This is a genomic window from Streptococcus infantis ATCC 700779 (assembly GCF_000187465.1).
Lineage (GTDB): Bacteria > Bacillota > Bacilli > Lactobacillales > Streptococcaceae > Streptococcus > Streptococcus infantis.
In genome coordinates this window covers 68,195-94,021 of sequence record NZ_GL732439.1, presented here as the reverse complement: position 1 = coordinate 94,021, position 25,827 = coordinate 68,195, and the positions used below count along the sequence as shown (strand labels likewise).

General features: G+C 37.7%; 26 protein-coding genes, 11 tRNA genes and 1 pseudogene. 6 read left to right on the top strand and 32 right to left on the bottom strand.

Going from position 1 to position 25,827, the window contains the following annotated elements:
- Positions 1 to 85: 85 nt before the first annotated feature.
- The 17 genes from HMPREF9423_RS02775 to nagA all read right to left on the bottom strand — a co-directional run bounded on the left by HMPREF9423_RS02775 (position 86) and on the right by nagA (position 16,784).
- Positions 86 to 1,300 carry a pyridoxal phosphate-dependent aminotransferase gene (locus tag HMPREF9423_RS02775; protein ID WP_004251584.1) on the bottom strand — a complete coding sequence of 405 codons (1,215 nt, stop codon included), beginning with the start codon at positions 1,298 to 1,300 and terminating at the stop codon, positions 86 to 88.
- Positions 1,301 to 1,771: 471 nt separating this feature from the next.
- A complete protein-coding gene (gene gltX / locus HMPREF9423_RS02770) occupies positions 1,772 to 3,232 on the bottom strand; it encodes a glutamate--tRNA ligase (RefSeq protein ID WP_006147820.1) in 1,461 nt (486 codons plus the stop codon).
- 129 nt (positions 3,233 to 3,361) lie between these two features.
- Positions 3,362 to 4,711 (bottom strand): glucose-6-phosphate isomerase, encoded by a 1,350-nt coding sequence (locus tag HMPREF9423_RS02765; protein WP_006155638.1) that lies wholly within the window; start codon positions 4,709 to 4,711, stop codon positions 3,362 to 3,364.
- Positions 4,712 to 4,889: 178 nt separating this feature from the next.
- Positions 4,890 to 5,579 carry a gamma-glutamyl-gamma-aminobutyrate hydrolase family protein gene (locus HMPREF9423_RS02760; RefSeq protein WP_006155639.1) on the bottom strand — a complete coding sequence of 230 codons (690 nt, stop codon included), beginning with the start codon at positions 5,577 to 5,579 and terminating at the stop codon, positions 4,890 to 4,892.
- 137 nt (positions 5,580 to 5,716) lie between these two features.
- The gene (locus HMPREF9423_RS02755) at positions 5,717 to 7,483 is read right to left on the bottom strand and encodes an ABC transporter ATP-binding protein (RefSeq protein ID WP_006147817.1); all 1,767 of its coding nucleotides are present in this window, start codon (positions 7,481 to 7,483) and stop codon (positions 5,717 to 5,719) included.
- Position 7,484: 1 nt separating this feature from the next.
- The gene (locus tag HMPREF9423_RS02750; protein WP_006147816.1) at positions 7,485 to 9,191 is read right to left on the bottom strand and encodes an ABC transporter ATP-binding protein; all 1,707 of its coding nucleotides are present in this window, start codon (positions 9,189 to 9,191) and stop codon (positions 7,485 to 7,487) included.
- A 189-nt stretch (positions 9,192 to 9,380) separates the two neighbouring features.
- Positions 9,381 to 10,082, bottom strand: coding sequence for a histidine phosphatase family protein (locus tag HMPREF9423_RS02745; RefSeq protein ID WP_006147815.1), 702 nt, complete (start codon positions 10,080 to 10,082; stop codon positions 9,381 to 9,383).
- Positions 10,083 to 10,140: 58 nt separating this feature from the next.
- Entirely contained in the window at positions 10,141 to 10,578 is a 438-nt protein-coding gene (gene comGG / locus HMPREF9423_RS02740; RefSeq protein WP_006147814.1) for a competence type IV pilus minor pilin ComGG, read from the bottom strand.
- The gene (gene comGF / locus HMPREF9423_RS02735; RefSeq protein WP_006147813.1) at positions 10,556 to 11,017 is read right to left on the bottom strand and encodes a competence type IV pilus minor pilin ComGF; all 462 of its coding nucleotides are present in this window, start codon (positions 11,015 to 11,017) and stop codon (positions 10,556 to 10,558) included. The genes comGG and comGF overlap by 23 nt, the downstream gene beginning before the upstream one ends.
- Positions 10,980 to 11,282, bottom strand: a complete 303-nt coding sequence (comGE, locus tag HMPREF9423_RS02730) for a competence type IV pilus minor pilin ComGE (protein WP_006147812.1) — start codon at positions 11,280 to 11,282, stop codon at positions 10,980 to 10,982. Before comGE ends, comGF begins: the two co-directional genes overlap by 38 nt.
- Complete coding sequence (gene comGD / locus HMPREF9423_RS02725) at positions 11,245 to 11,679, bottom strand: competence type IV pilus minor pilin ComGD (protein ID WP_006155689.1); 435 nt, start codon at positions 11,677 to 11,679, stop codon at positions 11,245 to 11,247. Before comGD ends, comGE begins: the two co-directional genes overlap by 38 nt.
- Positions 11,642 to 11,962 (bottom strand): competence type IV pilus major pilin ComGC, encoded by a 321-nt coding sequence (gene comGC, locus HMPREF9423_RS02720; protein ID WP_006147810.1) that lies wholly within the window; start codon positions 11,960 to 11,962, stop codon positions 11,642 to 11,644. The genes comGD and comGC overlap by 38 nt, the downstream gene beginning before the upstream one ends.
- Positions 11,963 to 13,006, bottom strand: a complete 1,044-nt coding sequence (gene comGB / locus HMPREF9423_RS02715; protein ID WP_080555134.1) for a competence type IV pilus assembly protein ComGB — start codon at positions 13,004 to 13,006, stop codon at positions 11,963 to 11,965. It abuts the gene before it with no gap.
- Positions 12,927 to 13,868 carry a competence type IV pilus ATPase ComGA gene (comGA, locus tag HMPREF9423_RS02710; RefSeq protein ID WP_006147808.1) on the bottom strand — a complete coding sequence of 314 codons (942 nt, stop codon included), beginning with the start codon at positions 13,866 to 13,868 and terminating at the stop codon, positions 12,927 to 12,929. The genes comGB and comGA overlap by 80 nt, the downstream gene beginning before the upstream one ends.
- 52 nt (positions 13,869 to 13,920) lie before the next feature.
- Positions 13,921 to 14,298, bottom strand: coding sequence for a DUF1033 family protein (locus tag HMPREF9423_RS02705; protein WP_006155677.1), 378 nt, complete (start codon positions 14,296 to 14,298; stop codon positions 13,921 to 13,923).
- Between the two features lie 135 nt (positions 14,299 to 14,433).
- Positions 14,434 to 15,492: a zinc-dependent alcohol dehydrogenase family protein gene (locus HMPREF9423_RS02700; protein ID WP_006147806.1), complete on the bottom strand. Its 1,059-nt coding sequence runs from the start codon at positions 15,490 to 15,492 to the stop codon at positions 14,434 to 14,436.
- A gap of 140 nt (positions 15,493 to 15,632) precedes the next feature.
- Positions 15,633 to 16,784 (bottom strand): N-acetylglucosamine-6-phosphate deacetylase, encoded by a 1,152-nt coding sequence (gene nagA / locus HMPREF9423_RS02695; RefSeq protein ID WP_006147805.1) that lies wholly within the window; start codon positions 16,782 to 16,784, stop codon positions 15,633 to 15,635.
- Between the two features lie 1,160 nt (positions 16,785 to 17,944).
- On the opposite strand from nagA, the gene HMPREF9423_RS12765 reads away from it, so the two are divergent.
- Complete coding sequence (locus tag HMPREF9423_RS12765; RefSeq protein ID WP_025170143.1) at positions 17,945 to 18,151, top strand: hypothetical protein; 207 nt, start codon at positions 17,945 to 17,947, stop codon at positions 18,149 to 18,151.
- A 612-nt stretch (positions 18,152 to 18,763) separates the two neighbouring features.
- Here the strand turns inward: HMPREF9423_RS12765 and HMPREF9423_RS12395 are convergent.
- The 4 genes and pseudogenes from HMPREF9423_RS12395 to HMPREF9423_RS02675 all read right to left on the bottom strand — a co-directional run.
- Positions 18,764 to 18,874 (bottom strand): annotated as a pseudogene (locus HMPREF9423_RS12395) (IS30 family transposase); the annotation flags it as partial.
- A 320-nt stretch (positions 18,875 to 19,194) separates the two neighbouring features.
- Positions 19,195 to 19,860: an HAD family hydrolase gene (locus tag HMPREF9423_RS02685; RefSeq protein ID WP_003005418.1), complete on the bottom strand. Its 666-nt coding sequence runs from the start codon at positions 19,858 to 19,860 to the stop codon at positions 19,195 to 19,197.
- A gap of 47 nt (positions 19,861 to 19,907) precedes the next feature.
- The gene (locus HMPREF9423_RS02680; RefSeq protein ID WP_006155666.1) at positions 19,908 to 20,171 is read right to left on the bottom strand and encodes a transposase; all 264 of its coding nucleotides are present in this window, start codon (positions 20,169 to 20,171) and stop codon (positions 19,908 to 19,910) included.
- Positions 20,172 to 20,529: 358 nt separating this feature from the next.
- The gene (locus HMPREF9423_RS02675) at positions 20,530 to 20,976 is read right to left on the bottom strand and encodes a helix-turn-helix transcriptional regulator (protein ID WP_006147801.1); all 447 of its coding nucleotides are present in this window, start codon (positions 20,974 to 20,976) and stop codon (positions 20,530 to 20,532) included.
- Between the two features lie 320 nt (positions 20,977 to 21,296).
- Between HMPREF9423_RS02675 and HMPREF9423_RS02670 the strand changes: the two genes are divergently transcribed.
- The 5 genes from HMPREF9423_RS02670 to HMPREF9423_RS02650 all read left to right on the top strand — a co-directional run bounded on the left by HMPREF9423_RS02670 (position 21,297) and on the right by HMPREF9423_RS02650 (position 24,787).
- On the top strand, positions 21,297 to 21,770 hold the full coding sequence (locus HMPREF9423_RS02670; RefSeq protein ID WP_006147800.1) for a hypothetical protein: 474 nt from the start codon (positions 21,297 to 21,299) through the stop codon (positions 21,768 to 21,770).
- Positions 21,771 to 21,966: 196 nt separating this feature from the next.
- Complete coding sequence (locus tag HMPREF9423_RS02665) at positions 21,967 to 23,007, top strand: replication initiation factor domain-containing protein (RefSeq protein ID WP_006155690.1); 1,041 nt, start codon at positions 21,967 to 21,969, stop codon at positions 23,005 to 23,007.
- 2 nt (positions 23,008 to 23,009) lie between these two features.
- Entirely contained in the window at positions 23,010 to 23,396 is a 387-nt protein-coding gene (locus HMPREF9423_RS02660) for a hypothetical protein (RefSeq protein WP_001096843.1), read from the top strand.
- Between the two features lie 59 nt (positions 23,397 to 23,455).
- Positions 23,456 to 23,650 (top strand): DUF3173 domain-containing protein, encoded by a 195-nt coding sequence (locus HMPREF9423_RS02655; RefSeq protein ID WP_000598356.1) that lies wholly within the window; start codon positions 23,456 to 23,458, stop codon positions 23,648 to 23,650.
- A 3-nt stretch (positions 23,651 to 23,653) separates the two neighbouring features.
- Positions 23,654 to 24,787, top strand: coding sequence for a tyrosine-type recombinase/integrase (locus HMPREF9423_RS02650; protein WP_006147797.1), 1,134 nt, complete (start codon positions 23,654 to 23,656; stop codon positions 24,785 to 24,787).
- Positions 24,788 to 24,861: 74 nt separating this feature from the next.
- On the opposite strand, the gene HMPREF9423_RS02645 is transcribed toward HMPREF9423_RS02650, so the two are convergent.
- From HMPREF9423_RS02645 to HMPREF9423_RS02595, 11 genes are all read right to left on the bottom strand, one after another.
- A tRNA-Leu gene (locus HMPREF9423_RS02645) sits at positions 24,862 to 24,945 on the bottom strand.
- Positions 24,946 to 24,954: 9 nt separating this feature from the next.
- Positions 24,955 to 25,026 (bottom strand) — tRNA-Gln (locus HMPREF9423_RS02640).
- A gap of 13 nt (positions 25,027 to 25,039) precedes the next feature.
- A tRNA-His gene (locus HMPREF9423_RS02635) sits at positions 25,040 to 25,112 on the bottom strand.
- Positions 25,113 to 25,124: 12 nt separating this feature from the next.
- Positions 25,125 to 25,195 (bottom strand) — tRNA-Trp (locus HMPREF9423_RS02630).
- 6 nt (positions 25,196 to 25,201) lie between these two features.
- Positions 25,202 to 25,282: transfer RNA gene (locus tag HMPREF9423_RS02625), tRNA-Tyr, on the bottom strand.
- A gap of 15 nt (positions 25,283 to 25,297) precedes the next feature.
- Positions 25,298 to 25,370, bottom strand: a tRNA-Phe gene (locus HMPREF9423_RS02620).
- A gap of 5 nt (positions 25,371 to 25,375) precedes the next feature.
- Positions 25,376 to 25,449 (bottom strand) — tRNA-Met (locus HMPREF9423_RS02615).
- Between the two features lie 14 nt (positions 25,450 to 25,463).
- Positions 25,464 to 25,553, bottom strand: a tRNA-Ser gene (locus HMPREF9423_RS02610).
- 7 nt (positions 25,554 to 25,560) lie between these two features.
- Positions 25,561 to 25,632, bottom strand: a tRNA-Glu gene (locus HMPREF9423_RS02605).
- A 13-nt stretch (positions 25,633 to 25,645) separates the two neighbouring features.
- A tRNA-Ile gene (locus tag HMPREF9423_RS02600) sits at positions 25,646 to 25,719 on the bottom strand.
- Positions 25,720 to 25,752: 33 nt separating this feature from the next.
- Positions 25,753 to 25,823, bottom strand: a tRNA-Gly gene (locus HMPREF9423_RS02595).
- Positions 25,824 to 25,827: the final 4 nt, after the last annotated feature.

Genomic DNA, 25,827 nt, shown 5'->3' with positions numbered 1-25,827 from the left:
TAAACATACTTTACTATTCTATCTGATTCTTACGTATTTGTCAATAGCTCTGACAAATGTTTCCAGCTTTTTTGCTATGAAAGCCTTATCTACGATACTGCTTCAAGAAGCGAGTCATCTTTTCCTGTATTTGGGCCAACTCATCGACACGTGGTAGATAAACGATACGGAAGTGATCTGGCTCTTTCCAGTTAAAGCCACGTCCATGTACCAAAAGCACTTTTTCTTGTTTCAAGAAATTAAGGACAAATTGTTCATCGTCATCGATACGGTACATATTGCGGTCGATTTTAGGGAAGATATAAAGACCCGCTTTTGGCTTAACAGCTGATAAACCAGGGATATCTTGAATAGCATTATAAATAAAGTTTCTTTGTTCATAGATACGACCACCAGGAAGAAGCAACTCATCCACTGACTGGTGACCACCTAGTGAAGTTTGAACAACCTGTTGAGCAAGCACATTCGAACAAAGTCGCATGTTTGAAAGCATGTTGAGACCTTCAATGTAGCCTTTTACGTGATGTTTAGGTCCAGACAAGACCATCCAACCTACACGGAAACCAGCGATACGGTGAGATTTAGACAGACCATTCATGCTGACACAGAAAAGGTCTGGAGCCAAACTTGCGACTGGTGTGTGGACATTGCCATCCATAACCATACGGTCGTAGATTTCATCCGCAAAAATAATCAAGTCATTTTGACGAGCAATCTCGATGATATCTAGTAAGAGTTCTTTAGGATAGAGAGCCCCCGTTGGGTTATTCGGATTGATCAAAACAATAGCCTTAGTATTGGAACTAATTTTAGACTTAATGTCATCTAGGTCTGGATACCATTCCGCTTCTTCATCACAGACGTAGTGAACGGCATTTCCTCCAGCCAAGCTAACTGCAGCAGTCCAAAGAGGATAGTCAGGCATAGGAACCAAGACTTCATCGCCGTTATCCAAAAGCCCTTGCATAGACATAACGATTAGCTCACTAACCCCATTTCCAAGGTAGATATCATCAATATCCACATTGGGGAATTTCTTTAGTTGGCAATACTGCATGATGGCCTTACGAGCTGAAAAGATACCTTTTGAATCTGAATAGCCTTCACTATCACGGGCATTCATAATCAAGTCGTGGATAACCTCATCTGGAGCTGTAAACCCAAACTCAGCTGGGTTCCCTGTATTCAAACGAAGAATTTTTTCTCCATTTGCGCGCATGCGCATAGCTTCTTCCAAAACTGGACCACGGATATCATAAGCCACATGCTCTAATTTTATTGATTTGTTAAATTCTTTCATTCGAGTTCCTCTATTCATCAGGATAGTTAATATTATACCACTCAAAAACGAAATCGTAAATTTCTCAGTACTATTCCACAAAAAAACCTTGCATTATGCAAGGTAACAGAGCAAAGTCGATTTCTTTCTATTTTTGGAGAAGAAAGAGTAGATATACTTCTCTAAAAAGCTGGACAAATTGGACCAAAATCTTTGTAGAGAAACTCTGGTGATCGAAAACAAAGTCATTGTAAGGGATGGTAACTGCATGAACAAAAGAATTTCTGCTTCCATTCAGCAAAACGCAAAGAAAAAATAAGTAGACTGACCAACATTAGGAATAATGTTAGACTAAGCCGAGTCTAGTTGTAAAAATACCATCTCACCAACTTATTTCCTTGCCCTGTCAATTCATATTATACACTAAAATCTTTGCATTTTCAAACAAGTATACATATAAAAAGAGCTTAATATTTAAGCTCTTTTTGTATGCTATTTTGCGATTTCTGCCAACATTTTTTCGATGTGTTGGATGGATTTTTCACGTCCAAGCAAGTAAATGGTATCTGGCAATTCTGGACCATGCATTTCACCTGAAACAGCGATACGGATTGGCATGAAGAGATTTTTCCCTTTGATACCAGTTTCCTTTTGGACCGCTTTGATTTGTGGGAAGATATTTTCTACCACAAACTCATCGTCTGACATGGCTTCAAGTTTCGCTTTGAAAGCCTCAAGTACAGTCGGAACAGTTTCGCCAGCCATGACTTCTCGCTCAGCTTCTGTCAATTCTGGGAAGTCTGAGAAGAAAAGGTCTGTCAATGGAACAATTTCGTCCACTGACTTCATTTGTGGTTTGTAGAGCTCCACCAATTTCTCAGCCTTGTCTGTCAAACGTCCCGCTTCTTCGAGGAATGGTTTGGCCATTTCAAAGATAGTCTCAAGATCCGCATTCTTAATGTACTCATTACTCATCCAGTCCATTTTCTTCTGGTCGAAGGCTGCTGGAGACTTGCTGAGACGGTTTTCATCAAAGAGGTTAATGAGTTCTTGACGAGAGAAGATTTCATCTTCCCCTCCAGGATTCCATCCAAGAAGGGCGATGAAGTTAAAGACTGCTTCTGGAAGGTACCCTTTCTTACGGTAATCTTCGATAAATTGAAGGGTATTAGTGTCACGTTTAGACAACTTCTTACCAGTTTCAGAGTTGATGATTAAGGTCATGTGACCGAATTCTGGTGCTTCCCATCCAAGTGCTTCATAGACCATGAGCTGTTTTGGTGTATTGGCAATGTGGTCATCTCCACGGATAACGTGAGAAATTTGCATGTCGTGGTCATCAATGACAACGGCAAAATTGTAAGTTGGGTAGCCATCTTTCTTTTGGATAACCCAGTCACCACCGATATTGCCACCTTCAAATTCGATATTACCTTTGACCATATCATGCCACTTGTAAATACCAGACTCATTAACAACCAAACGAACCGTTGGGATGATGCCTGCCGCTTCACGTTCAGCGATATAAGCTGCTTTTTCTTCTTGGCTCATACCAAGGTATTCGTTAATGTAACGAGGTGTTTCACCTGCTGCTTCTTGACGTTCACGTTCTGCTGCTAATTCTTCTTCTGTAACGTAAGATTTGTAGGCTTTTCCTTCAGCTAAGAGTTGGTCGATATATTTTTGATAGAGTTCCAAACGCTCAGACTGGCGGTAGTTTTCATGAGTCTCTGGACTTTCATCCCAGTCCATGCCTAACCAACGAAGGTTTTCAAGCTGTGAACGTTCTCCGTCTTCGACATGACGTTTGCGGTCAGTATCTTCGATACGGATGATAAAAGTTCCACCATGGTGGCGTGCATACAAGTAGTTAAACAATGCTGTACGAGCATTACCGATGTGTAATAGTCCTGTTGGACTTGGTGCATAACGCACACGAATATCTTTTGACATATCTTCTCCTATAAAGTCTCTAGGCGTCTGCCTTTTTGCTCTCTATATTATATCACAAGTCTTGCCAGAGTCCAATTTCTCTTTTCGAGAAAAAGCAAAAAGAGTGGTTTTACCACTCTTTTTATTCTATTATAGACGAGCGTTAAGTTCTTTGCTCAATTCTTCAAATCCTGGTTTACCAAGAAGGGCAAACATGTTGCGTTTGTATGCTTCAACACCTGGTTGGTCAAATGGGTTGATGGCATTCAAGTAACCTGAAAGGGCAATTGCCAATTCGAAGAAGTAGATTGTGTAACCAAGAGTGAAGGCATCTTGCTCAGGAAGAGTTACGTACATGTTTGGTACGTCACCGTCAGTGTGGGCAAGAAGAACACCGTCAGTTGCTTTTTTGTTAACGAAGTCAACGTCTTTTCCTTGAAGGTAGCCAAGTCCGTCAAGGTCTTCTTCCAAAGTAGGGATAATCACGTTCTTACGAGGTTTGTCAACACGGACAACTGTTTCAAACATGATACGAGTTCCTTCTTGGATAAATTGACCCAATGAGTGCAAGTCTGTTGAGAAGTTAGCTGAAGTTGGGTAAATCCCTTTTTGGTCTTTCCCTTCTGACTCACCAGCCAATTGTTTCCACCATTCTGAGAAGTATTGAAGGGATGGCTCATAGTTTACCAAAATTTCAGTTGCATAACCTTTACGGTAAAGGATATTACGAACAGCTGCATATTGGTAAGCTTCGTTTTCAGAAATTTTATCTGAAGTATAGTCTTTACGAGCTGCGTTAGCTCCTTCCATAAGGGCTTTGATGTCTGCACCTGACGCAGCGATTGGAAGCAATCCAACTGCTGTCAATACTGAGAAGCGTCCACCGATATCATCTGGAACCACAAATGTTTCCCAACCGTTAGCATCTGCTTCAACCTTAACAGCACCTTTTTGGCGGTCAGTTGTTGCGTAGATACGTTTGTTAGCTTCTTCTTGTCCGTATTTCTTAACCAAAAGTTCTTTGAAGACACGGAAAGCAATCGCTGGTTCAGTTGTTGTACCTGATTTAGAAATCACGTTTACTGAGAAATCTTTATCTGAAACGTACTCTACCAAGTCAGCAAGGTAAGTAGATGAGATTGAGTTCCCAGCGTAAAGGATTTGTGGTGCTTTACGTTCTTCTTTTGTTTGCAAGTTTGCAAAGTGGTGGTTCAAGAAGTCAATGGCAGCTTTTGCTCCAAGGTATGATCCACCGATACCGATAACCACCAAAACATCGCTGTCTGATTTGATTTGTTCAGCAGCTTTCAAGATGCGGTCAAATTCTTCGCGGTCATAGTTTTCAGGAAGGTCCAACCAACCCAAGAAGTCGCTACCAGCACCAGTTCCTTTACGGATCAATTCGTCTGCCGCTGTAACTTGTGCTTGCATGTATTCCACTTCATGTGGTGCAACAAATTTGTCTAATACTTTTGAATAATCAAATTTAATATGTGACATAGTATTCCTCCAAAATTTCTTCTTTTCTATCATAACGCTTACTAACAATTTTTTCAAGTTTTTATACTAAAAATTTCCAATTTTTATCACAATTCAAACGTTTGCATAGAATCTTACAAAATTTAAAAACTTGAGGCATCAAACCCTACGAATAATAAAACGACTAGGATTCTAGTCGTTATAGTTCATTCAATAAATACTCAAATAATTCTAAGTTGCCATCTTCTTCATTGACCAAGAATTCTGGATGCCACTGGAGACCAATAATACGGTGTTCATCGATAGATTCGATTGCTTCAACAGTTTGATCACGTGGATCCACAGCCGTCACACGGAAATTGGGTGCCAGATTTTTAATGCTCTGACGATGCACTGAATTAATCTGACTTTCTTTGCCAAACAATTTAGATACAACACTGCCATCCACTGTCTCAATAGAATGTGAAGTCCCAAAAGGTAGGCCTTGCCAATGACCTTCAATATCCTGATTGAGTGTCCCACCAAAGGCAACGTTGACAAGCTGAACACCACGGCAAATGGCTAAGATTGGCTTGTTCTGACGCAAGGCTTCTTGTAGAAGAGCTAGCTCAAACTCGTCGCGAGTTAGGTTATAGTCGTCGCTATCAATTGTTTTTTCCTCACCATAAAACTGAGGATGAACATTTTGTCCCCCAGTCAAGATGAGTTTATCAATCATTTCTACATAGTCATGGACCACCGACTCATCACCAACCGGAATGACCAAAGGAAGTCCGCCAACCTGACGAATACTCTCAGCAAATTTACAAGAGACTGATGAATGAATATTTTTTCCTTCTGCGTCCACAGGACATAGGTTTGCCGCTACTCCAACAACTGTTCTTGCCATCACTGATTTCCTTTCCTTGTCCATTGATAATCTTATCTTATCATCCTTGCCCACTCCTGTCTAATATGTATTTTTTAAGTCCGTGATAAAATTTTTTTATCAGAAAAAGTTGCCCAAAATCAGGACAACTTTTTTGCTTATTCAAAGACAAATTGATTGTGATAAAGTTCGGAGTAAAAGCCTCCAAGCTTGAGTAATTCATGATGGTTTCCTTGCTCAATAACTTCACCGTCCTTAAGGACAATAATCTGATCTGCATTGAGAATGGTTTTTAAGCGATGGGCAATTACAAAACTAGTTCTTCCTGCCACGATAGCTTCCATGGCATTTTGAATCTTACTTTCTGTTACAGTATCAACGTTTGATGTTGCCTCATCCAAGATTAAGACCTGTGGATCTGTCATCAAGGTACGAGCAATAGAAATCAACTGCTTCTGACCGGTCGAGAAGACACTCTGGTCATCATCAATCAATGTATCATACTTGTCTGGCAGACTTTCGATATATTCATGGATATGCGTAGCCTTAGCAGCTGCTTCTACCATCTCCTGACTAGCGTCCGGTACTCCAAATCGAATATTGTCACGAATAGTTCCGCTAAATAAAACTGAATCCTGTAAGACAATTCCCACCTTGCTTCGCAAGCTATCCAAATCAAACTCGCGAATATCTGTTCCATCAAAGCTGATACCACCTGCATCCACATCATAAAAACGATTGATTAAGTTCATGATGGTCGTTTTCCCCGAACCTGTCGGACCAACAACCGCAATCATTTTCCCTTTTGGAGCTGAAATGCTGACATCTTTTAGAATCGGTTTCCCTGGCAGGTAGGAGAAGTCTACCTTGCGAATCTCTACACCCTCTCGCAATTCTGTGAAAACTGGAGCATCTTGAGGACGAATCTCTTCTTCTGCATCAAACATTTCTTGGATACGTTCTGCACCTGTAAAGGCCAGTTGCAAACTTCCCCAGCTCGCTGCCAATTGGATAATGGGTTGGTAATATTGCTGAGAAAACTGTGTAAACATGACAATCAAACCCAGAGCAGTTGCTGTCTCGATATTCTGATCATTCAGTAAGACAGCTGAACCGATAAAAATAACTACTGCTGTGTTGACCAAGCTCATTCCGTTCATGACAGGAAAGAGAATTCCTGAAAACATTCTTCCCTTAAAGGTTGCTTTTCGAACACGCTCGTTTTGCTCGACAAAACCAGCGATTACATCTTCTTGAATGCCTTGAACAATAACGGCTTTCTGACCCGAAATACTCTCATCCATATAAGCATTGAGCTTCCCAACTTCCTTTTGTTGGAGGTTGGTGTATTTTCTTGCCAATTTTAAAATGACAATCAACATGATGACAGCTATCGGAGTGCTAGCAATCGTAATCAAAGCCAAGGTCACATTTTTTGCGAACATGACAATCAACAAACCAATATAAAGGGCAATATTGGTCATAACAGACACCAGACTTTCGTTGAAAGCCTGTAGGATGTTATCCAAATCACTGGTAAAACGTGACAGGATATCACCATCTTGATGGCGGTCAAAGAAGGAAACAGTCAAGCGAGAAAGCTTGCCAAAAAGTCCCTTACGCATCTCATTTGTCGATTCGGCAATAATACGGCTCATCAAAACCATATAGATAAGACTCGACACCACGAGCACAATCAAAATATAAGCAAGATTAATCAAGAGTCCTAATAGACTTTGCCAAACCATATCAGGATTTCCATTTTGATAAGCTATAACTAAATTAGCTAGTTCCGTGACTGTTTGACCTGCAAATACTGGAAAGAGGGCTTGTGCAATCGTTGCAATGATAATCATAGCAATAACAACGACAAAAGATATCTTATAAACTCTAAAATAGTTCCAAAAGAATTCAAATGTCTTCATCCTACTCCTCCTTTCCTTTTTGCGTTTCGTAAATTTCACGATAAACTGGGTTTGTTGCAACCAAGTCAGCGTGTTTGCCTTGACCAATCAAGCGACCTTGGTCAAGCACTAAAATTTTATCAGCATGAACAACAGAGCTAATCTTTTGTGCGATGATAATCGTAGTCGTCCCCTTCAAATCCTTGTTGAGGGCTTCTTGAACCAAACGTTCCGATTTGGCATCAAGGGCAGAGGTTGAATCATCAAAAATCAAGATACGAGGATTGCTGACAATCCCACGCGCAATAGACATTCTTTGTTTTTGTCCACCAGAAAAGTTAGTCCCACGTTCCTCAACCGGACTCTCAAAGGCCAAGTCCATACGACTAATAAATTCACTGGCCTGGGCGATGCGAGCTGCGCGCTCCATTTCTGAAACTGTCGCATCTCCCTTACCTTGTCTGAGATTATCTGCGATGGTTCCACTAAAGAGAATGGCTTTTTGTAGGACGATAGAAACTGTCTTACGAAGCGTCCCTTCACTAACTGTTCGAATGTCCTTTCCACCAATCTTGATTGAACCTTGCTGAGGATCAAATAATCGTGGAATCAACTGAGCCAAGGTTGATTTCCCTGCACCAGTTGCTCCGACAACCCCAACCATTTCACCAGCTGCGATATCGAAGGATACATCTTTTAGGATAGGTTCTTCATCATTTGGATAGGTAAAGGTAACATTTTCAAAACTGAGACTTCCTTCCAATTCTTCATCTTCCACATCATTGAAAGTCATAGCTGGTTCTGTATCAAGGATTTCACGAATACGACGGAAGGAAATCATGGCACGAGTGACTGAATTCCCCAAAAAACCAACCATGACGATGGTAAAGATAATCTGACTCAGATAGTTCACAAAGGAAGCAATGGAACCAACTACTGATGGATCTGACTCTGCCATACCTGCTACAAGCCAGATTGAGAGAAAAACAGCCCCGTAAGAAATCAACATCATTGCAGGTTGCATAACAGAAAAGGCATAACCGATATAAAGGTTTTCTCCCAACAATTCATCTGACACCTGCGTAAATTTATCAAACTGATCTTTTTCTCGGACAAAAGACTTAACCACGCGCACACCACGCAAATTTTCTTTAGCAATGGCATTGATACGCTCTAGTAAGGTCTGGAATTTTGCAAAGCGCGGTCCCACAACTCCCATCATAAAACCCATTATGGCAACAATCAGAACGACCATGAGAACTAGCACCCACCACAGAGAAGGTAGGGTGACAACTGCTAGAATAAAGGAACCGATAAATAAAATCGGTAGTCGAAAGAGGATTTGGAAGGTCATCATAACGACGTTTTGAATCTGGTTGATATCGTTGGTCATACGCACAACGAGGTTCCCTGCATTAAACTTCTCAATATTGGCGTATGAAAAAGTTTGAATCTTACGAAAGGCATCTTCACGTAAGTCAGACGAAACTCCTTGAGCAATGTAAGCTGCTAACACTACATTGATCCCACCTGCAACCAAACCAATCAAGGCAACAAGAATTAACCAAAAACCGATAGTATAAATAGCTTCATTATCACCCGTTAACAGTGCCTCTAAAACCTCCTGCAAATAACGTGGTTGCAAGAGTGAACTCGTTACCATTAGACCTGTCATGACCAAGGAAGTCAGGGCCTGCCATTTATAGGCTTTTATTTTCTGAAACAGCATATTTCCCCCTTATAAGATAGACAAAAGGGGACGACAGTTCTGTCAGTCCCTTCTTATGCTTTCATGTTGATACTATTCTAACAAAAAAGAATGCTATTGTCAAAGCACTCAGCTCTCAGAAGCTTGTGCAAGCACGACATTAGCATTCTATCAATCCTTTAAAAATTCTTCTAAATTTAGTGCTGAATTTTATTGTTCTGAACTATCTTGCTCGTCTAGCTTAACTCGTCCAATTTCACGGTAGCTACAGTCCCCAACAATTTTTACTGAAAACTGACCATCTTCGTACTCAAGAATCGTCACACTTCCGTTATCAAGACCATGTGGATGCATGCCGTTAATGAGGTAAACAATAGTTCCAATTGTCATTCCATGACTGACAACGAGAGCATTTCCTCCCCCATTAGCTTCCATTTCCTTGGCAATGGCTTCAAAACCTTCCCAGATACGACCACTTAGTTTTTCCCAGCCTTCAGCCCAACCTGCTGTGTCTACTTCTACCAGACCCTCAGCTAGCTCCGCATAGGACAAACGATGCACATGATCGACATTAAAGATACGAGGAATAATCCCCATAAATAAGTCCCCATCATAAGCACCATCAAAACTACCAAAGCACCATTCACGGATTCGCTTATCCATCCGATAAGGAATTTGCCCTGTTAAACCTAGTTCCTCAAGGATAATTCCCATAGTCTGAATGGTCCGCCCTGAGTCACTTGAATAAGCACGTTCGAAGCTTAAGCCTGATTCACGCAAACCAATTCCCAATTCGTGAATACCTCGCTCACCTTCAGCTGTTAAAGGAGTATCACTCCAGCCTTGAGCACGCCCAATCGTATTAAACATTGTTTTCCCATGACGCACTAGATACAATTTTACACTTGCCATTTTTGGTCCTCCATATGTATCTATTATAGCATGATTTCAGGTAAAAACCTCGTCCAAACTACTCTGTGCCGTTCTTTGAAGGTGCTAATTTTGAAGATCTAGCAGTCTCTTTTTTGCCCCCTTCTTCTTTTTTCTCCTCATTTCCTTCTTTGGGCTTGTTTTCTGTTTTCTCAGACTTTTGACCGGTCTTTTTTAAAGGAGAAAAGTGAAATTCAAACTTATTTTTTCCTGTGTCAATAGTCGTTGTGAAGAATTTTTCGTCATTTCGATAAGTTGACTTCCCTACATTAAATGACTGCTCTCCATTTTCAGAAGTAGCTTTTTCATAGGTTCTCTTAGCCATAGCAAATGCAAGAAGTTTTTCTTTATTTAAGGCATAATCCTGATGATGTGCTAGTTGACGATTTAGATAAAACTGCAACAAAAGGCTAAAAATTCCAGCAATAGTGATAGCGTATAGGAGAACTCCTGCTCTAACTTTTTTCTTTTTCAACACGATAGATAAATTCCCTCTCTAGTCCCTTATCAAAATGAAAATGGAAATGAACTACTTGACCTTCTTGGTAAATTCGAGCTGATTTTAGACCGTAGACCATGGGTTGATAACCACGTCCACTAGCATCTGTTTTCCGGAAATCATTTGACTTTGATTTACCCATGGAAATGGGTTTACCTTCCTGTCTAAGGTAAAGCCTATCATTCTCCACTTTTTCAAATTGGGCTCGATTCAGCTCTGCTTCCAGCTGATCCACAAATAAGAGCCACTCTTTTTGCTCACTTCTCTGCTGGTAGCGAACCTCTGAAACCAAGAGCTGACTCATAGCTTGAAAGAGGAGTAAGCTACCACTAATAACGATAAGGGCAACCAAGGATTCTAAAAGTGTAAAAGCTCTGACCCTACTTGTCTTGAATCGCCAGTAATTTCTCCGTTCCATGGTATACCTCCAAACCTTGCTCATTCGAGACAACATGAACCGTAAGGCCATTGACAGTTAACTGCTTTTGTCCAGTCTGCAAAGCCATACGAGCCACTCGCAAAACTTCTTCTTGTTTTAGAAGTTCTACTTCTCTTTTTCTACTTTCTTGAATCTGTCCCAGCAAGAGGGTTGCAATACTAGCAAAAATTGCGAGTGAAAACACTGCTTCCAGTAGAATAACCGCCTTAATTTTTTGCTTCTTGAATACGTTTAATCTTTCCATTTCCTAGATATAGTTGGTAGCGAACCACTTCTTTCCTTGTTTGAAATCTCACGCTAGCTAGAGACGAATTCCCTCCAGCCTTATCAAAGGTAATTGACTGATTTGACTGCAGTTGAACTCCTTTAGGAATAGCCAATTTCTGATAGCCATTTCCAATACTTCTCTCTTCTAGCATTAAGTTCATCTTTTGCTGACTAGCCAGACTTCGCTTCTGGGTTTCTCGATAAAGTTCCTCAAACTCCATAAAGAAAATCTGTTCTTCCACAGCTGCAAAAGTTGATTTAACTGAACTTGACAAACCCAAGGCTAACAGGCTAACTATTCCTAAGACCAATAAACTTTCTAGCATAGTAAAAGCCCTAATCCGAAACTGTTTGACTTGTCTTTTGTTTTGCATGATATTCCTTATAGGCTTTTGCTTGCTCAGCAGTGATACGTCCATCTGCCTGTAATTTGCTTAGACTAGCATCTTCATTTTTATCCAGACTATACAGTTCTGCTTGGCTTTCTACCACCTTGACGACAGCTGCTTTCCCCTTATCATTGACTGCATCCTTTTGCTTAGTCAGATTTGGCACAAAAAGCAAAAGTAGGACGCTAATGATAAGCAACACCACCAACATTTCTACCAGAGTGAAAGCTTTTGCCTTCGTTTCCTTTAATTTCATCATTTTTTTCATCTAAAAATTTACCTCCATATTTTGATACATTGGCAGCAACATGGCTGCGTACAATAAAACGATTAGCAGTGCTACAAAAATAAAGACCAGTGGTTGAACAAGGTTCATGGTCCGATTGACTCGGGTAAAGAAGGATTCCCAGGTTTTTTCCGCATAAATTTCCAATTCGCTTCCCAACTTGGATTTAACTTCTCCATATTCAATGATTAATCCCAACTCCTTTCTAAAGAAGGGATAGATCTGAACAACCTTAGAAAATTCATGCCCATTTTGCAAAGATTGATCTAAATCGTATCCAATTTCCTTAAAAAGAGGATCTCCTTGATCCTGCATCATCTGGAAAATCTGTGCCAACTCTAAACCTTGTCCAATCATATTGCCCCATTCTCGAGCATAATAGGCAGTTAGATAATACTGAACAAACATACCTAGAAAGGGGATTCTAGCCAGACAAGAAAAGACTTGTATCTTCTTAGATTTCCTGTAGAAAATCAGACCTGTTAAAGATAGTAGACCTAACGATAGAACAAGCCCAAGAAAAATCTGTGGCAGGTTACTAATCACTAAGGTAGCTATGTTACTACTATCCAGTTGGGGCAAGAGATAACTTCGCAACCCCAACATTATGAGCAGTAAGAAAGCTAGCAAAATAAGTGGGTAGGTCGCAACTTCAATTAACTTCTTCTTGACCTTAGCAAGATTATCCAAATATTCTTCAATTTTCCCCAAACTCAAATGGAGATTTCCATGAACTTCAGCCAATGAAAGTTGAGTGACAATCGCACTCGAAAAACCTAAATTCCCCATCATTTCCGAGAAAGATTTTCCTTTCGATAGTCCTAGGCGCATCTGTGAAACATATTCCTTCTCCAACAAAAGACTTCTATCAAGAAAGGAAATGATTTCTACCAAGTGAAAACCACTAGAAAACAAATTGTTAAAGAGAGTGATAATTTTCTTCTGCTTACTGGTAGCTAATTTTCTCCGCTTCAGCTTGAAGGGCAGTGATATGTCCGTCTTTAAGAAGCTGATCAATTTGCTCATTCCACTTTTCTGCCTGGTGTTCTGAATAATTTTGGTTTGCAAAATCAATAATTCCTCCTCCCCCGATTAGTCTCTGGTAGCAAACACCTTGTAAAACAACTGCGAGTTCATCTTCACTGACACCAAGTTCTAAAAGACGCTCATAGACCCCACGAATACTCTTTGCATGTATGGTCGAAAACACTGTAGCTCCCGTTAAGCTCGCTCTTACAACAGCACGGGCTGTCTCGCTATCCCGAATTTCTCCAATGATTAAAAGATCTGGGCGGTGTCGCAAAGAAAGTTTTATCAAATTTTCATAACTCAGTCCAATAGCTTCATTGAGTTGTAATTGCAGCATCTCTTCTTGCTTAATCTCGACTGGGTCCTCAATGGACATGACTTGTTGTCCCTTAAACAATGACTTAGCTAATTCATGCATTAAGGTAGTTTTACCACTTCCTACAGGTCCTGCAAATAGATAAAGGCCGCGTTGTCTAAAGCCCTTTTCCAGTTCCTTAAGGTCTTGAAACCAGAAGCGCAACTCTTGTTCTTCATCGTGCAAAAGGCGAATAACTAAACTCTCATGACCACGATAATCTCCTACCGTCGATAAGCGTAGTGAAGAAACCTTGCCATCATGCTGATAATCACAGGACCCAAGCTGACTACGACGCTTTTCTCCAACATTCATCCCCGCAATAAATTTAAAATGACTAATAACTGCGCCCAACTTTTCAAAGTCATAGCTATTAATCAAACGCCTTTCATCACCTATTCGCATATGCAACTCATAACCCTTGTCCTTGGGAATAAAATAGATATCCTGAGCTCCATCCTTTTTTGCGAGACTAATCAATTCTTGTGCAAGTGCTTGTACCATATTTCCTCCTCAGTTTATTATTCGAAGAAAATACAAAAAAAGAACAACTTTATTAAAAAGTTGTTCCATCTTTTTTGATGCGACATGTCCGGTGGATTTCTAAACCAGTTTGTTTTTCATAACCCGGTCTGAATTTTTCAACTGGTATAACTTGACCATCTTCCAGTAAAGCCAAGGAATGATATTGCTGCAGAAATTCATCACATTCCTCACACCAACGCTTATCCTCCGGATTCCAAAATATGGTCATTAAGTCTCCTCGACTTTTATATAGTGGAATTTTCTTTTCCAGTTCAAACCAGCAAGATTTATAATACTTCAAGGCATCATAGTAATTTTCAAATTTCTTACTACTGATGACGTCTTCTTCCCATCCTTCTATGAACCACCAAGGTTCAAAATCCCCGTACATTTCTATAACTCGATACATAGTTTCATTTCCTTTGTATCGTATATTATAGCGAAATTTTAAGAACAATGAAAGAAATTTGCTTGCTTTCACGAATTATCTAATATTTTCAAAAAATCCAGCTATTCTAAAAAGAATAACTGGATTCAAATTCGATTAACCTTCTGAAATATCGTTTTCAATGATAACCTTAATCGCATGATGATCTGCAGCCTTACCAAATACCTCATAGGCCTTTTCAATTTCACTTAGTTTGAAGTAATGAGTTACCAATTTTTCTGGTTCAATTTTATGGCTTTCTAAAGCTTTCAAAAGCTGAGGAGTTGTGTTGGTAGAAACCAAACCGGTAGTTACGTTAATGTTACGAATCCATAGAGTATCCAAATCAAACTGAACTGGCTTACCATGCACACCACAGTTGGCTACTGTTCCATCTACACCGATAATCTTTTGGCAGAGATCAAACGTTTCAGGAATACCAACAGCTTCTATAGCAACATCTACACCTCTACCATCTGTTAAATCATAAATTTCTTGAATTGCTTTTTCAGGGTCTGAAGAATTAATCTTATGAGTAGCACCGAAAGAAACTGCAGTATCCAAACGGTTATCATCTAGGTCTACCATGATCAATTTAGCAGGTGAATAGAATTGAGCAGTCAATAGAGCTGCTAAACCAACTGGACCTGAACCAATGATTGCCACACTACAACCAGGCTCTACTTTTCCTTTTAAGACACCAATTTCATAACCAGTTGGTAGGATATCAGATAACATAACCAAGGCTTCATCAGACAAATCAGCTGGAGTGTGATAGAGAGTATTATCAGCATGAGGAACACGAAGATATTCTGCTTGCATACCGTCGATCAAATGTCCAAAAATCCAACCTCCTTCGTCTTCACAGTGGGCATAGATTCCCTTTTTACAGTAGTAGCATTTACCACAGGCACAAACACAAGAAATCAAAACCTTATCTCCTTTTTTGAAGTTTGAAACGCCTGCTCCAACTTCCTCTACAATCCCGATTCCTTCATGTCCAAGGATAGTTCCACTCTTACATGCAGGGACATCTCCTTTGATAATATGAAGATCTGTTCCACAAATAGTAGTTTTTACAATACGCACAATAGCGTCAGTTGGCTTGCGAATAACTGGTTTGTCAACATCAACAAATGAAGCAAGTCCTGGTTTAACATAAGTATAGGCTTTCATAAAGCTTACCTCCGTTTTTTTATTTGTATTGTTTATATCATAATTGTAAGCCTTTTCATAAATAAAATCAAGTAATATGTGAAGAAATTAACAAACTAAATTAAAAAAAGTAGAAACTAAACTAGTTTCTACTTTAGAGATTATGCTTGATAACGTTTTTCACCATCAAGGTAAGTTGCTACCAATTCCAAATCCTTATCAAGAACGATAAAGTCAGCATCGTAGCCTTCACGGATTTGTCCACAAACGTCATCAATATGAACTGATTTTGCTGGGTTGAGACTGGCCATCATAACTGCTTCATGTGGATTTGCAATACCCCATTCAACAACATTTTTCAAACCGTCTTTAAGTTTGAGAATAGAACCTGCCAAGTTCCCAGTAGATTTGAGACGTGCAGTACCATTTGCAACCACAACTGGGAATTCTCCTAGCATGTAGTCACCATCCTGCAAACCACCCGCTGTCATACAGTCAGTGATAAGAGCAATATTTTCAGTACCTTTTTGTTTAAGTAGGATGTCACAGGCCTTGGGATCAACGTGATGCCCATCACATATCAATTCAGCATAAGTATGTGGCAATTCATACATAGCACCAACCATACCAAGCTCACGGTGAGTTAACCCACGCATACCATTATAAGCATGAACCCAAACACTTGCACCAGCGTCAACAGCCTTCTTAGCCTGATCAAAAGTTGCATTTGAGTGACCTAAAGCAACAGTTACACCTTCACCAGTAACCGTACGTACAAAATCCTCAACACCTTCACGTTCAGGTGCAAGGGCAATTTTATTTAGAAGACCATTAGCAGCCTTCTGCCAAGCACGAAATTCATCCATGCGAGGATCTTTCATGTAAGCAGGGTTTTGAGCTCCTTTAAATTCCTCAGTAAAGTATGGACCTTCAAAATAAATACCACGAATCTTAGCACCAGTAGCTTCTTGGTAACGAGCCCCAATGTTTTCAGTTACTGCTAATAACTGCTCATATGAAGATGTCAAAGTTGTTGGTAAAAAGCTTGTAACACCTGTACTAAGAAGACCTTCACTCATTGTATGAAGAGTACCTTCGATGTTATTATCCATAACATCAACCCCACCAAATCCGTGAATATGTGTGTCAACAAGACCAGGAGCAATACTATAACCAGTATAGTCAATAATTTCTGCGTCCTCAGATACTTGATCCACATGCTTACCAAATTTACCATCAACTAGTTCTAGAAAACCGCCACGGCGAACACCATGAGGATAGAAAAATTGATCCGCTTTAATATATTTAGGCATAATGATAACCTCCGTAATTCATTTTTCTAATATTTATTATGTCAATTACATTATAAACCTTTCTGTGTAATTTGTAAATGGTATAGACCTATTATAGTTAAATTTATAATGAAATAAATTAAGATTTAGTAAATATATAGTAAAGTAATAGTGAACATTGAGGTTTAAAATAAAATTTAGAAAAAAAGAAAGAAAAATAAAAAAAAAGGTCCGAAAACCTTGTCTTTATTACTATACCGGCGGCCGGGGTCGAACCGGCACGTCCTTGCGGACACTGGATTTTGAGTTCAATAACTACATTATTTAAATCTTACAACCTTGATTTAATAGGGTTTTAAGCCTTTTGAATCTTGCAAAATAGACTCATTTTTCAAATTTTTGTAACTTTTTGGTAACTCATCTTTCTCCCTTAAATAACTACTTCCATAAACAGTGAGACAATTATTTTATTTTTTAAGGATTCTTCATAGTTGATAGGTCGCAAAATGTTCTGAAAAACTCTCAGAATTGCTGTGTCAGCAACGAGAATGCGCTATTTTTGCATGAAAAAACGAAAATTCGAGGTCTGCATACAAAAAAATCGGAGGTGTTAGCCTCCAATTTGTCCTATTTATTTTTTATGGTTTTTTATTGTAAAGTAGACCCAACCGAATGAACATAGGTTGTAGAAAGCAAATGAAAAAACTGCAAGGATGATAGCTCCTGTATCTAAATAACCTCTTTCAAGACCGTTTTTCAACAACAACAAGCCTGTAGTTTCGACAAAGATCAAAAAGAAAAATATATAAAAAATTTTCACATTAAGCATATTGTTACCGCCTTAAACATATGGAAAAACGGCAATCAGCATTCACTAAATTCCCGTTTTTTATTTAAATTCTATTACTATTAACTACCTAATACTACTAGTATTACTAATATTACTACTAATTATCCTGAGGCCATCGTGTATAAATTGACCCAAAACGTTAAATCCGTCATAAATTCCTTTATAAATAAAGAGTCCCAAAATTATAGATGAAATAATAATACTTGCACAAATAAAATATGTACGTTTTTTTCATTCATAAGATCAATCCTCCTTTTTATTTGTATCCGCTTACATTTTATTGTATAATAAAAATGTAGTAAAGAAAGAAGGTGTTCTTATGCTAAAAAAATTGCAAAAAAAATATTTTTCAAAATATAAATGGACTGATTTATTTTGGATTCTATTTGTTATTTTGATATGCATCCATATAGGAAACCAGGAGTTTCTTCCTCTTAATCATCAAGAATTTTCTCTTCAGGGTAGTTCCTGGGGATTTGTACTTGCATTATATAACTTACTATTCATTGATAAATTTGTTATCTCTAATCGGAAGTAAAACAATACCAGGTAAAAACTCAATTTCAGGAGAAAATAAAGTAAATAGTAGCAGTCTATAAAAAAATTGCATTTATCGGTTTAATAAGGATATTTGTGCTATAATAAAGATAGATAGAGATACCGATTAATAATCAAAGAACAAAGGCTTTACCAGGGCAGATGGATATGTTTGAAAATTAGATAATTACTATTCAACTTATTTACTGGATCAACAAAATAACGAAAGGAGTATGTACCATAACTACTCAAACTTTAAGCACTGTGTTGATGTGTGTTGCGCTTGTATTGATTCTTTTCTCTGAAAAATTGTTCAAGCAACATGAAAAAATCGGAAAAATAATTTGCACTATAATCATATTAGTCGATGTTTTGTTAAAGCTGCTCTAAGTTATTTTAAGAATACAGGAATTTGTTTGTCCTGTATTCTTTTTTGTGTTTCGCTGTAATACCAATATTTTTTACTTCATCAGTAAAATAGCGACTTTTAAATCTTGCAAAATAGACTCTTTTTTCAAATTTTGGTAACTTTTTTGTAACTCATCTTTCTCACTTAAATAACTACTTCCATAAATAGTGAGTCGATAATCTTATTTCTTAGTTATCTCATTTGTCAAATTAAGCTAGACAATTTCACCTGACTCAGAAAAACTTGATACGGAGTTTGGTAGTTCAAGGACTTCCTTGGGATTCGATTTCGCTTATCAAGTACAGAAAAAACAAATTAAACTATAGTCCGTTAAAAATTAGAGGTATCGTAGTTAGTTTACATATCTATCAAGTGTCTATAGTAATAAACTTCATTATTAAAATAAAATGTATTAGTATCAAAGCAACTATCTCAACTTGATTGGTTACTATAATACATCCCTACTAATATCAAAAAGCCACTGTTTCCAGTGACTTCATAATACCTTTCGCTCAAAAATATTTACGTTTTTACCAACAAAGCTACACACTCAGCGGTTCGCTGTTACCTTAAATTTCGTTATGAAACAAGTTTATTTCTTTCTAACGTCCTCAAGAACCTCATCGCCTTTCAACTCAAAGACTCTGTGATTCTATTATTTGTAAAACTTCTTTCATATTTTCAACTTTCCATTGCGCTTTGTCATTAAAAAATGGTAATCGGCTATCATAATAACCAATAGTTGCAATTCCGGCGCTAGTTGAAGATTCAATTCCAGAGTATGAATCTTCAATTGCAATACATTGTTCTGCTTGCAATTCTAACTTATGTAGCGTTGTTAAATAGATAGACGGATTTGGCTTACTTTCTACAAAATTCTCTCCGCTAACGATGACATCAAAATATTTTTTTATGTCACACCTTTCTAAAACTTCATTAATATGCTCATATTTTGATGATGATGCTACAGCTAATTTGATTCCGTTTTTCAATGCATAGTCAATAATTTTTAGAATTTCTTTTCTAAAAAGTAAAGAATAATCAATTTTTTCATATCTCTCATCACTAAAAGAAGCATATTCTTTTTCTATAGTTTTTATATCATATTGTTTCCCAATAAATTGCTGTAAAAGCCTATAAAGATTAAAATATGATTTACCAACTAATACCAATAGCTCAGAATCTTCGTAACTAGATTTTGGATTAAGGTGTTTGATAAAATCTTTCTGTATTAGAAAATCTTGGTACTCCGTATCAACTATAACTCCATCCATATCGAAGATTATACCTTTCAAATTCATAAATCCTCCTTTAAAATCAAAATCTATCATATATAATACCCGTGTTGCTAGTTGATAAAAAATCCTAAATTATAGACCAAAATAGCCCGTTCGATCTCTAATTGCAAACCTGCTAAAGAGCGAGCAAGCGGATGTTCAATGTTAAACAATGCATTTAGGACAGAGATCCGAGTTTCGATGGTCCTTCGGATTGCCAGGATAGCAGGATTGTTGTGCTCAGCTGCTCCTTTCATATTTTTACGAATCGGCGTCAAAAAGTCTATTCCCTTGGCTTCCAATCGTTTTTTCAGTTCCTTACCCAAGTAGCCCAAATAACTACTATTTGGGCAAAATGTTACTTAGTTTCTTTTTAAATGAGCAATGAGTAACTTAATAAGATAAGCTAGAACTACAAGTGATAATAGAAAGAAAATAGAATAAATAAAATAGATTTGCATATTGGACACCTCCTAAATAAAAGAGATAAGCCATCCTGCCCTCAATATTATTGTACTCCCACTTAAAAGCGGTGTCAAGCATTATGATAAATAATACTAGCACCTATGGTGAATTTAAAATCTAAAAAACAAACCATCAATCTGCATTAAAATAATCATAAACCTCTTTATATGGAATTCCGTTAATATTTTAGACACATTTTGGGAGGAAATTTTGAAGACTAGCGTCCTTCTATTTTTCCCAATAAGTTTTAACTTCTTCAAAAATCTTATTCAAAAGTTCTGCATCTTTTTCTGACAACTGATTTTTTTCTATAACTCTATCTTTTAGTTCTGTTGCCTTTATTTTATTTCTTGCCACCGAAACTGCTATTGAATGTTTCAAAATATCAAACTCATCCTTTGAAAAGTTTGCAATATTGGTAAGATCTAATTGTTCTAGAGGTAAACTACTGATAATTGAATAAGGTTTTTGTCCCAGCAAATAATCTGTAGTAGTACCAAAGATATTTGCTAATTTCACAACGAATTCTAATCCTGGTTCTAACGTTCCATTCTCCCACCGAGAATATGTCCCTTGTTGAACTCCAATTAATTCCGATATTTGTACTTGAGTTAACTTTTTTGATTTTCTGAGAGTTTTTAACCTCTCTGAAAATTTATAATCCTCTGTATACATAATTCTCCTATAGATATTCTTATTCGTATATTTTTTCTTGACAAAATATTCTAAACGGTATAAAATAGAATTATTCCATAAGGAATATTTATTTTGAAATTAAATATTCCATTGAGAATATTATAGCATAAAAGGGGGTAAAAGCGTATGTAATTAGTAGTCGATTTTAAAAATTTTAATAAAGGAGGTAAGATTCGACAAAATAAAAAAATCTTGAAACAAATGTGCCGTTCGTTCCAAGATCAAAACATATTATGTAACAATTATACCACAGAAAACTCCTCAGTTGCACAAAAAAATTTCGGAGGTTTCACAAAAAGATGACCAATAAAGAGTTAGTCAATCAAATTTCTGGCCTAAACTCTACCTCTACTCTTAAAAATTGGATCCAACTGATTAAAGAGATAAGTGGCAAGGAATTTAAGAAAATTAAAATTCCTATCAGTAGAAATCCAAGAACTCATCAATTAAGTTATACACTTGCCTATGACTTTACAGACGAAGACCTTAGACAATTTCAAAAGTTAGCTAACCTAAAACTTGAAATAGGTCTAAAAGAGGCTATACAAGCCGTATTTGGGAGTCTAGCAGACAATGAACAAGAACTCCTAAACCAAGTAATAGATGAGCTCTATGATGAACTGAGCGCCTTAAAACAGGAATTTAAGCGAGAAATACGACTGATAAAAAATGAGAATGCCAATCTAAAAAAGAAAATCCAAGATATTGAAGAGTCGATGCAAACCGGCTTACTAGGGTTTGTTCAGAAGAGGTCAAAAAATAGGTTCGGCTAATAGCGAATTTTCGGCTGAGCCATGAGGCAGAAAGCCGAAAACGAGCGTAGATGCGGACGGATCATTTTTGACCGAAAGGGTGTGTAGTAACACCACCCTCTGCAAGTTAGGTGTACCATCGAAAGAATTCAGTATTTCCAAGGGTTTCGGAGATTTTAAGAGTGGCAAAATTAGGCAAAAAGTTGAATCAAAATCTATGGCAAAAAATGAACATTTACGTTCTGTATTTGACTGGATTCAAATTCAGTTTGATAAGACTGAATTTTCGCCAAGAGAAATAATCGAAGACATTCTATTTCTTGATTATGACCTATTTATTGAGAATAAAGGGAGCCTTAAATACTATAACTATGATAGCCAGCTTCATCATGGGAATATCCGTATCTACTATGGAGCGAAAGAGTCGTCCTACATGCTTGTCATGTCAGGACAGGCACTCGAGTTCTTTAGAGATATGGTATTAGATCCAAATAGTCTGTCCGAAAGACAGTTTCTGAACAACCTCTACTACAATTACAATCAGTTTTCAGTAAGACGAATTGATATTGCAATAGATGATTTTAATGAAACACCCTACTTCACTCCTAATCAGCTTCTAAAGATTTGTCAGAAGAAACGCTTTATATATGGAAAAAGCACTTACTACAATACCTACGGAGATGAAACAATCGGTCAAACCTTATATTTGAGAAAACCCAATGATGATGAAAGACTTAGAATTTACGATAAACGCTTAGAACGAGCTGAGAAGCTCGGCATCAGCAAGCGGTATATAGAAAATTGGATAAGAACTGAGTTAGAACTTAGGAAAGAAAAAGCTCACTACTTCATTCAAGAATGGTTGCATTCGGAAATAGATCTTCTCAACTTTACCAAGGGATATCTCAAAGAAAAAGTGAGGTTCTATAGTGATAGTCACTTCTCAAAACCTTTGAGAGCTTGGGAAAAGTTTTTAGGTCACTCAAAACCTGTCTCTATCATTATTTCAAAACCAAAAACAGAACTAGAACAAAAATTAGAATGGTTTACCTATAAAGGTTCTGGGGCTATTCTAAAAGCGTATAAATTTCTATACGACAATAATTTACTGCATGAGTATGAGAAATCTAACTATCTCGCACTCAACAATATGGAATATCCACCAGATTTAGCAAGTGGATTAATAGAAAGGGCAATCCTCTTTAAAAGAGAGGATTTGATCCCTACAATAAAAGAAAATATTAAAAGGAGAAATTAACTATGGCAAAAATGCTTTCACAAAATGACTGGAATTTTAATAACATTGGAACAAAATTTGAATTGGATGAAGTCATTCCAAAATTTGAAACGGAAGTCCGAGCAGATGCAAACGGAGAAATTATCAAAAACCGAGATGGTAGCGAAAGACGTTTTAATACCGATAAAATCATTGGTTGGAAATACAATGTAACAATCAAGGATGGACAATTCAAAAAGAAATCAACCCAAGTCTCAGTAGACAATCCAGATGCCTTAGTTGATAATGACTATATCCAAGCAATGGACGAGGTACCAGTTACATTTGACAATTTACAAGCTACTATGATTAGCACGACAATGTATTACAAGGCGGATGCAATCCATCTAGTAGATGTAAAACAAAAATAAGTATCAGACAAGGGGAGTTAATCCTCCCCTTACTTAATCTAATTAGAAAAGGAGATCACATGATTAAAACTGTAACAAAAGATGACCTTATCGAACTTGGATTTGCTCCAGGAACTGCAAGAAAGATTATCCATACTGGCAAATTACTATTAGTGAATCGTGGTTTTAACATCTATGATAACAAACGTATTGGTACAATTCCAGCCAGTGTCGCTGAAGAACTATTAGGAATTGAACTCCAGAAAGAAGCATAATGAATGACTATTCGTAAAACTAAAAGTGGTAAATGGACCGTTGATGTTTCTAATGGATTCCACCCAGTCACACAAAAAAGAATACGTATCATTCGGAAAGGATTAAAATCTAAAAAGGAAGCCCTAGAGCTAGAACAACATATTCGAATTGTAGAATTGAAAGAAAAACAATTTGACTTTGTAGTGACAACAGATATGTTATTCGACTTACTTGAAGAAGATGATCTGAAAAATGGCAGAAAAATAAGCTATACAAGTACACAAAGAAACAATTATGAGCGTCATATTAAGCCTTATTTTAAAGATACAAATTTAAATAAATTAACGTATGACCATATATTCGAATTTCGTGAATACCTAAAAACAAAACCTAAAAAACAAAATGAAAATGAAACATTAAGTTACAATACAATTAATAAAATTCTAATTCTACTTAAAAAAATTTTTGATACTGGTATAAGAAAATCCCTCATTGATAAAAATCCTGTTGAGAATCTGAGAAAATTACCAATTAGGAAGCCTAATATCAAATTTTGGAGTATAGAAGAATTCACGAGATTTAGAGAACTTATTCAAGATGATGAAATAAGCTATGACCTGTTTTTCGTGATTGCTTTCTTTACTGGGATGAGAATGGGAGAAATCCTCGCATTGAACTGGAATGATATAGATCTTTTAACAAATACAATATACGTTACCAAAACGGTATACTTTGTCAATAATACAAGCTACATTAATACAACAAAAACACGATCAGGAACTAGAAATATAACAATAAATCAGAAATTAGCAGAAATGCTAAAAGATTGGAAAGTAAAACAAAAAGAAAAACTTGAGGAATTTACGAAAAATACTGAAGAACTACAAATAATACAGAGTACACCAATAACAATTACAAAAAATATGATTGATAAGAAGTTTAAGCAAATACTAGAAAGGGATAAAGATTTAAAGAAAATAAGAATTCATGATTTGAGACACTCTCATGCATCATTACTTATAAATCAAGGAGAAGATTATCTTGTTGTCAAAGAAAGATTAGGACACGCATCTATTACAACAACAATTGATACTTATTCTCATTTGTACCCTAGCAAACAGAAAACATTGGCTAATAAACTTGATGATTTATTTTAAAATGGAAAAAATTGGTAACTCGACACACAACAAAGAAAAAAAGACAAGGTCCGAAAACCTTGTCTTTATTACTATACCGGCGGCCGGGGTCGAACCGGCACGTCCTTGCGGACACTGGATTTTGAGTCCAGCGCGTCTGCCAATTCCGCCACGCCGGCAAATAGTAACTGGGGTAGCTGGATTCGAACCAACGCATGAGGGAGTCAAAGTCCCTTGCCTTACCGCTTGGCTATACCCCAATAATATAAAATAGGCGAGTGAGGGGAATCGAACCCCCGAATGTCAGAGCCACAATCTGATGTGTTAACCACTTCACCACACCCGCCATAACGTTTAACACGGGCAGTAGGAATTGAACCCACACTGAAGGTTTTGGAGACCTTAGTTCTACCTTTAAACTATGCCCGTATAAGATGGAAGGGGAGGGATTCGAACCCCCGAACCCGAAGGAGCGGATTTACAGTCCGCCGCGTTTAGCCTCTTCGCTACCCTTCCGTGTTATATAAGAAATGGCGCGAGACGGAATCGAACCGCCGACACATGGAGCTTCAATCCATTGCTCTACCAACTGAGCTACCGAGCCAAATATTGCGGGAGCAGGATTTGAACCTACGACCTTCGGGTTATGAGCCCGACGAGCTACCGAGCTGCTCCATCCCGCGTTAATAATAAATAAAGGAGGATGTGGGATTCGAACCCACGCACGCTTTTACACGCCTGACGGTTTTCAAGACCGTTCCCTTCAGCCGGACTTGGGTAATCCTCCAACAAAATAGTCCGTACGGGATTCGAACCCGTGTTACCGCCGTGAAAAGGCGGTGTCTTAACCCCTTGACCAACGGACCATATTTATAAAAATGGGCACGAGTGGACTCGAACCACCGACCTCACGCTTATCAGGCGTGCGCTCTAACCACCTGAGCTACGCGCCCAAGTTAAAAACTTGGTAATTGAACAAAGTTCAAAGCGGGTGACGAGAATCGAACTCGCGACAACAGCTTGGAAGGCTGTAGTTTTACCACTAAACTACACCCGCTTAT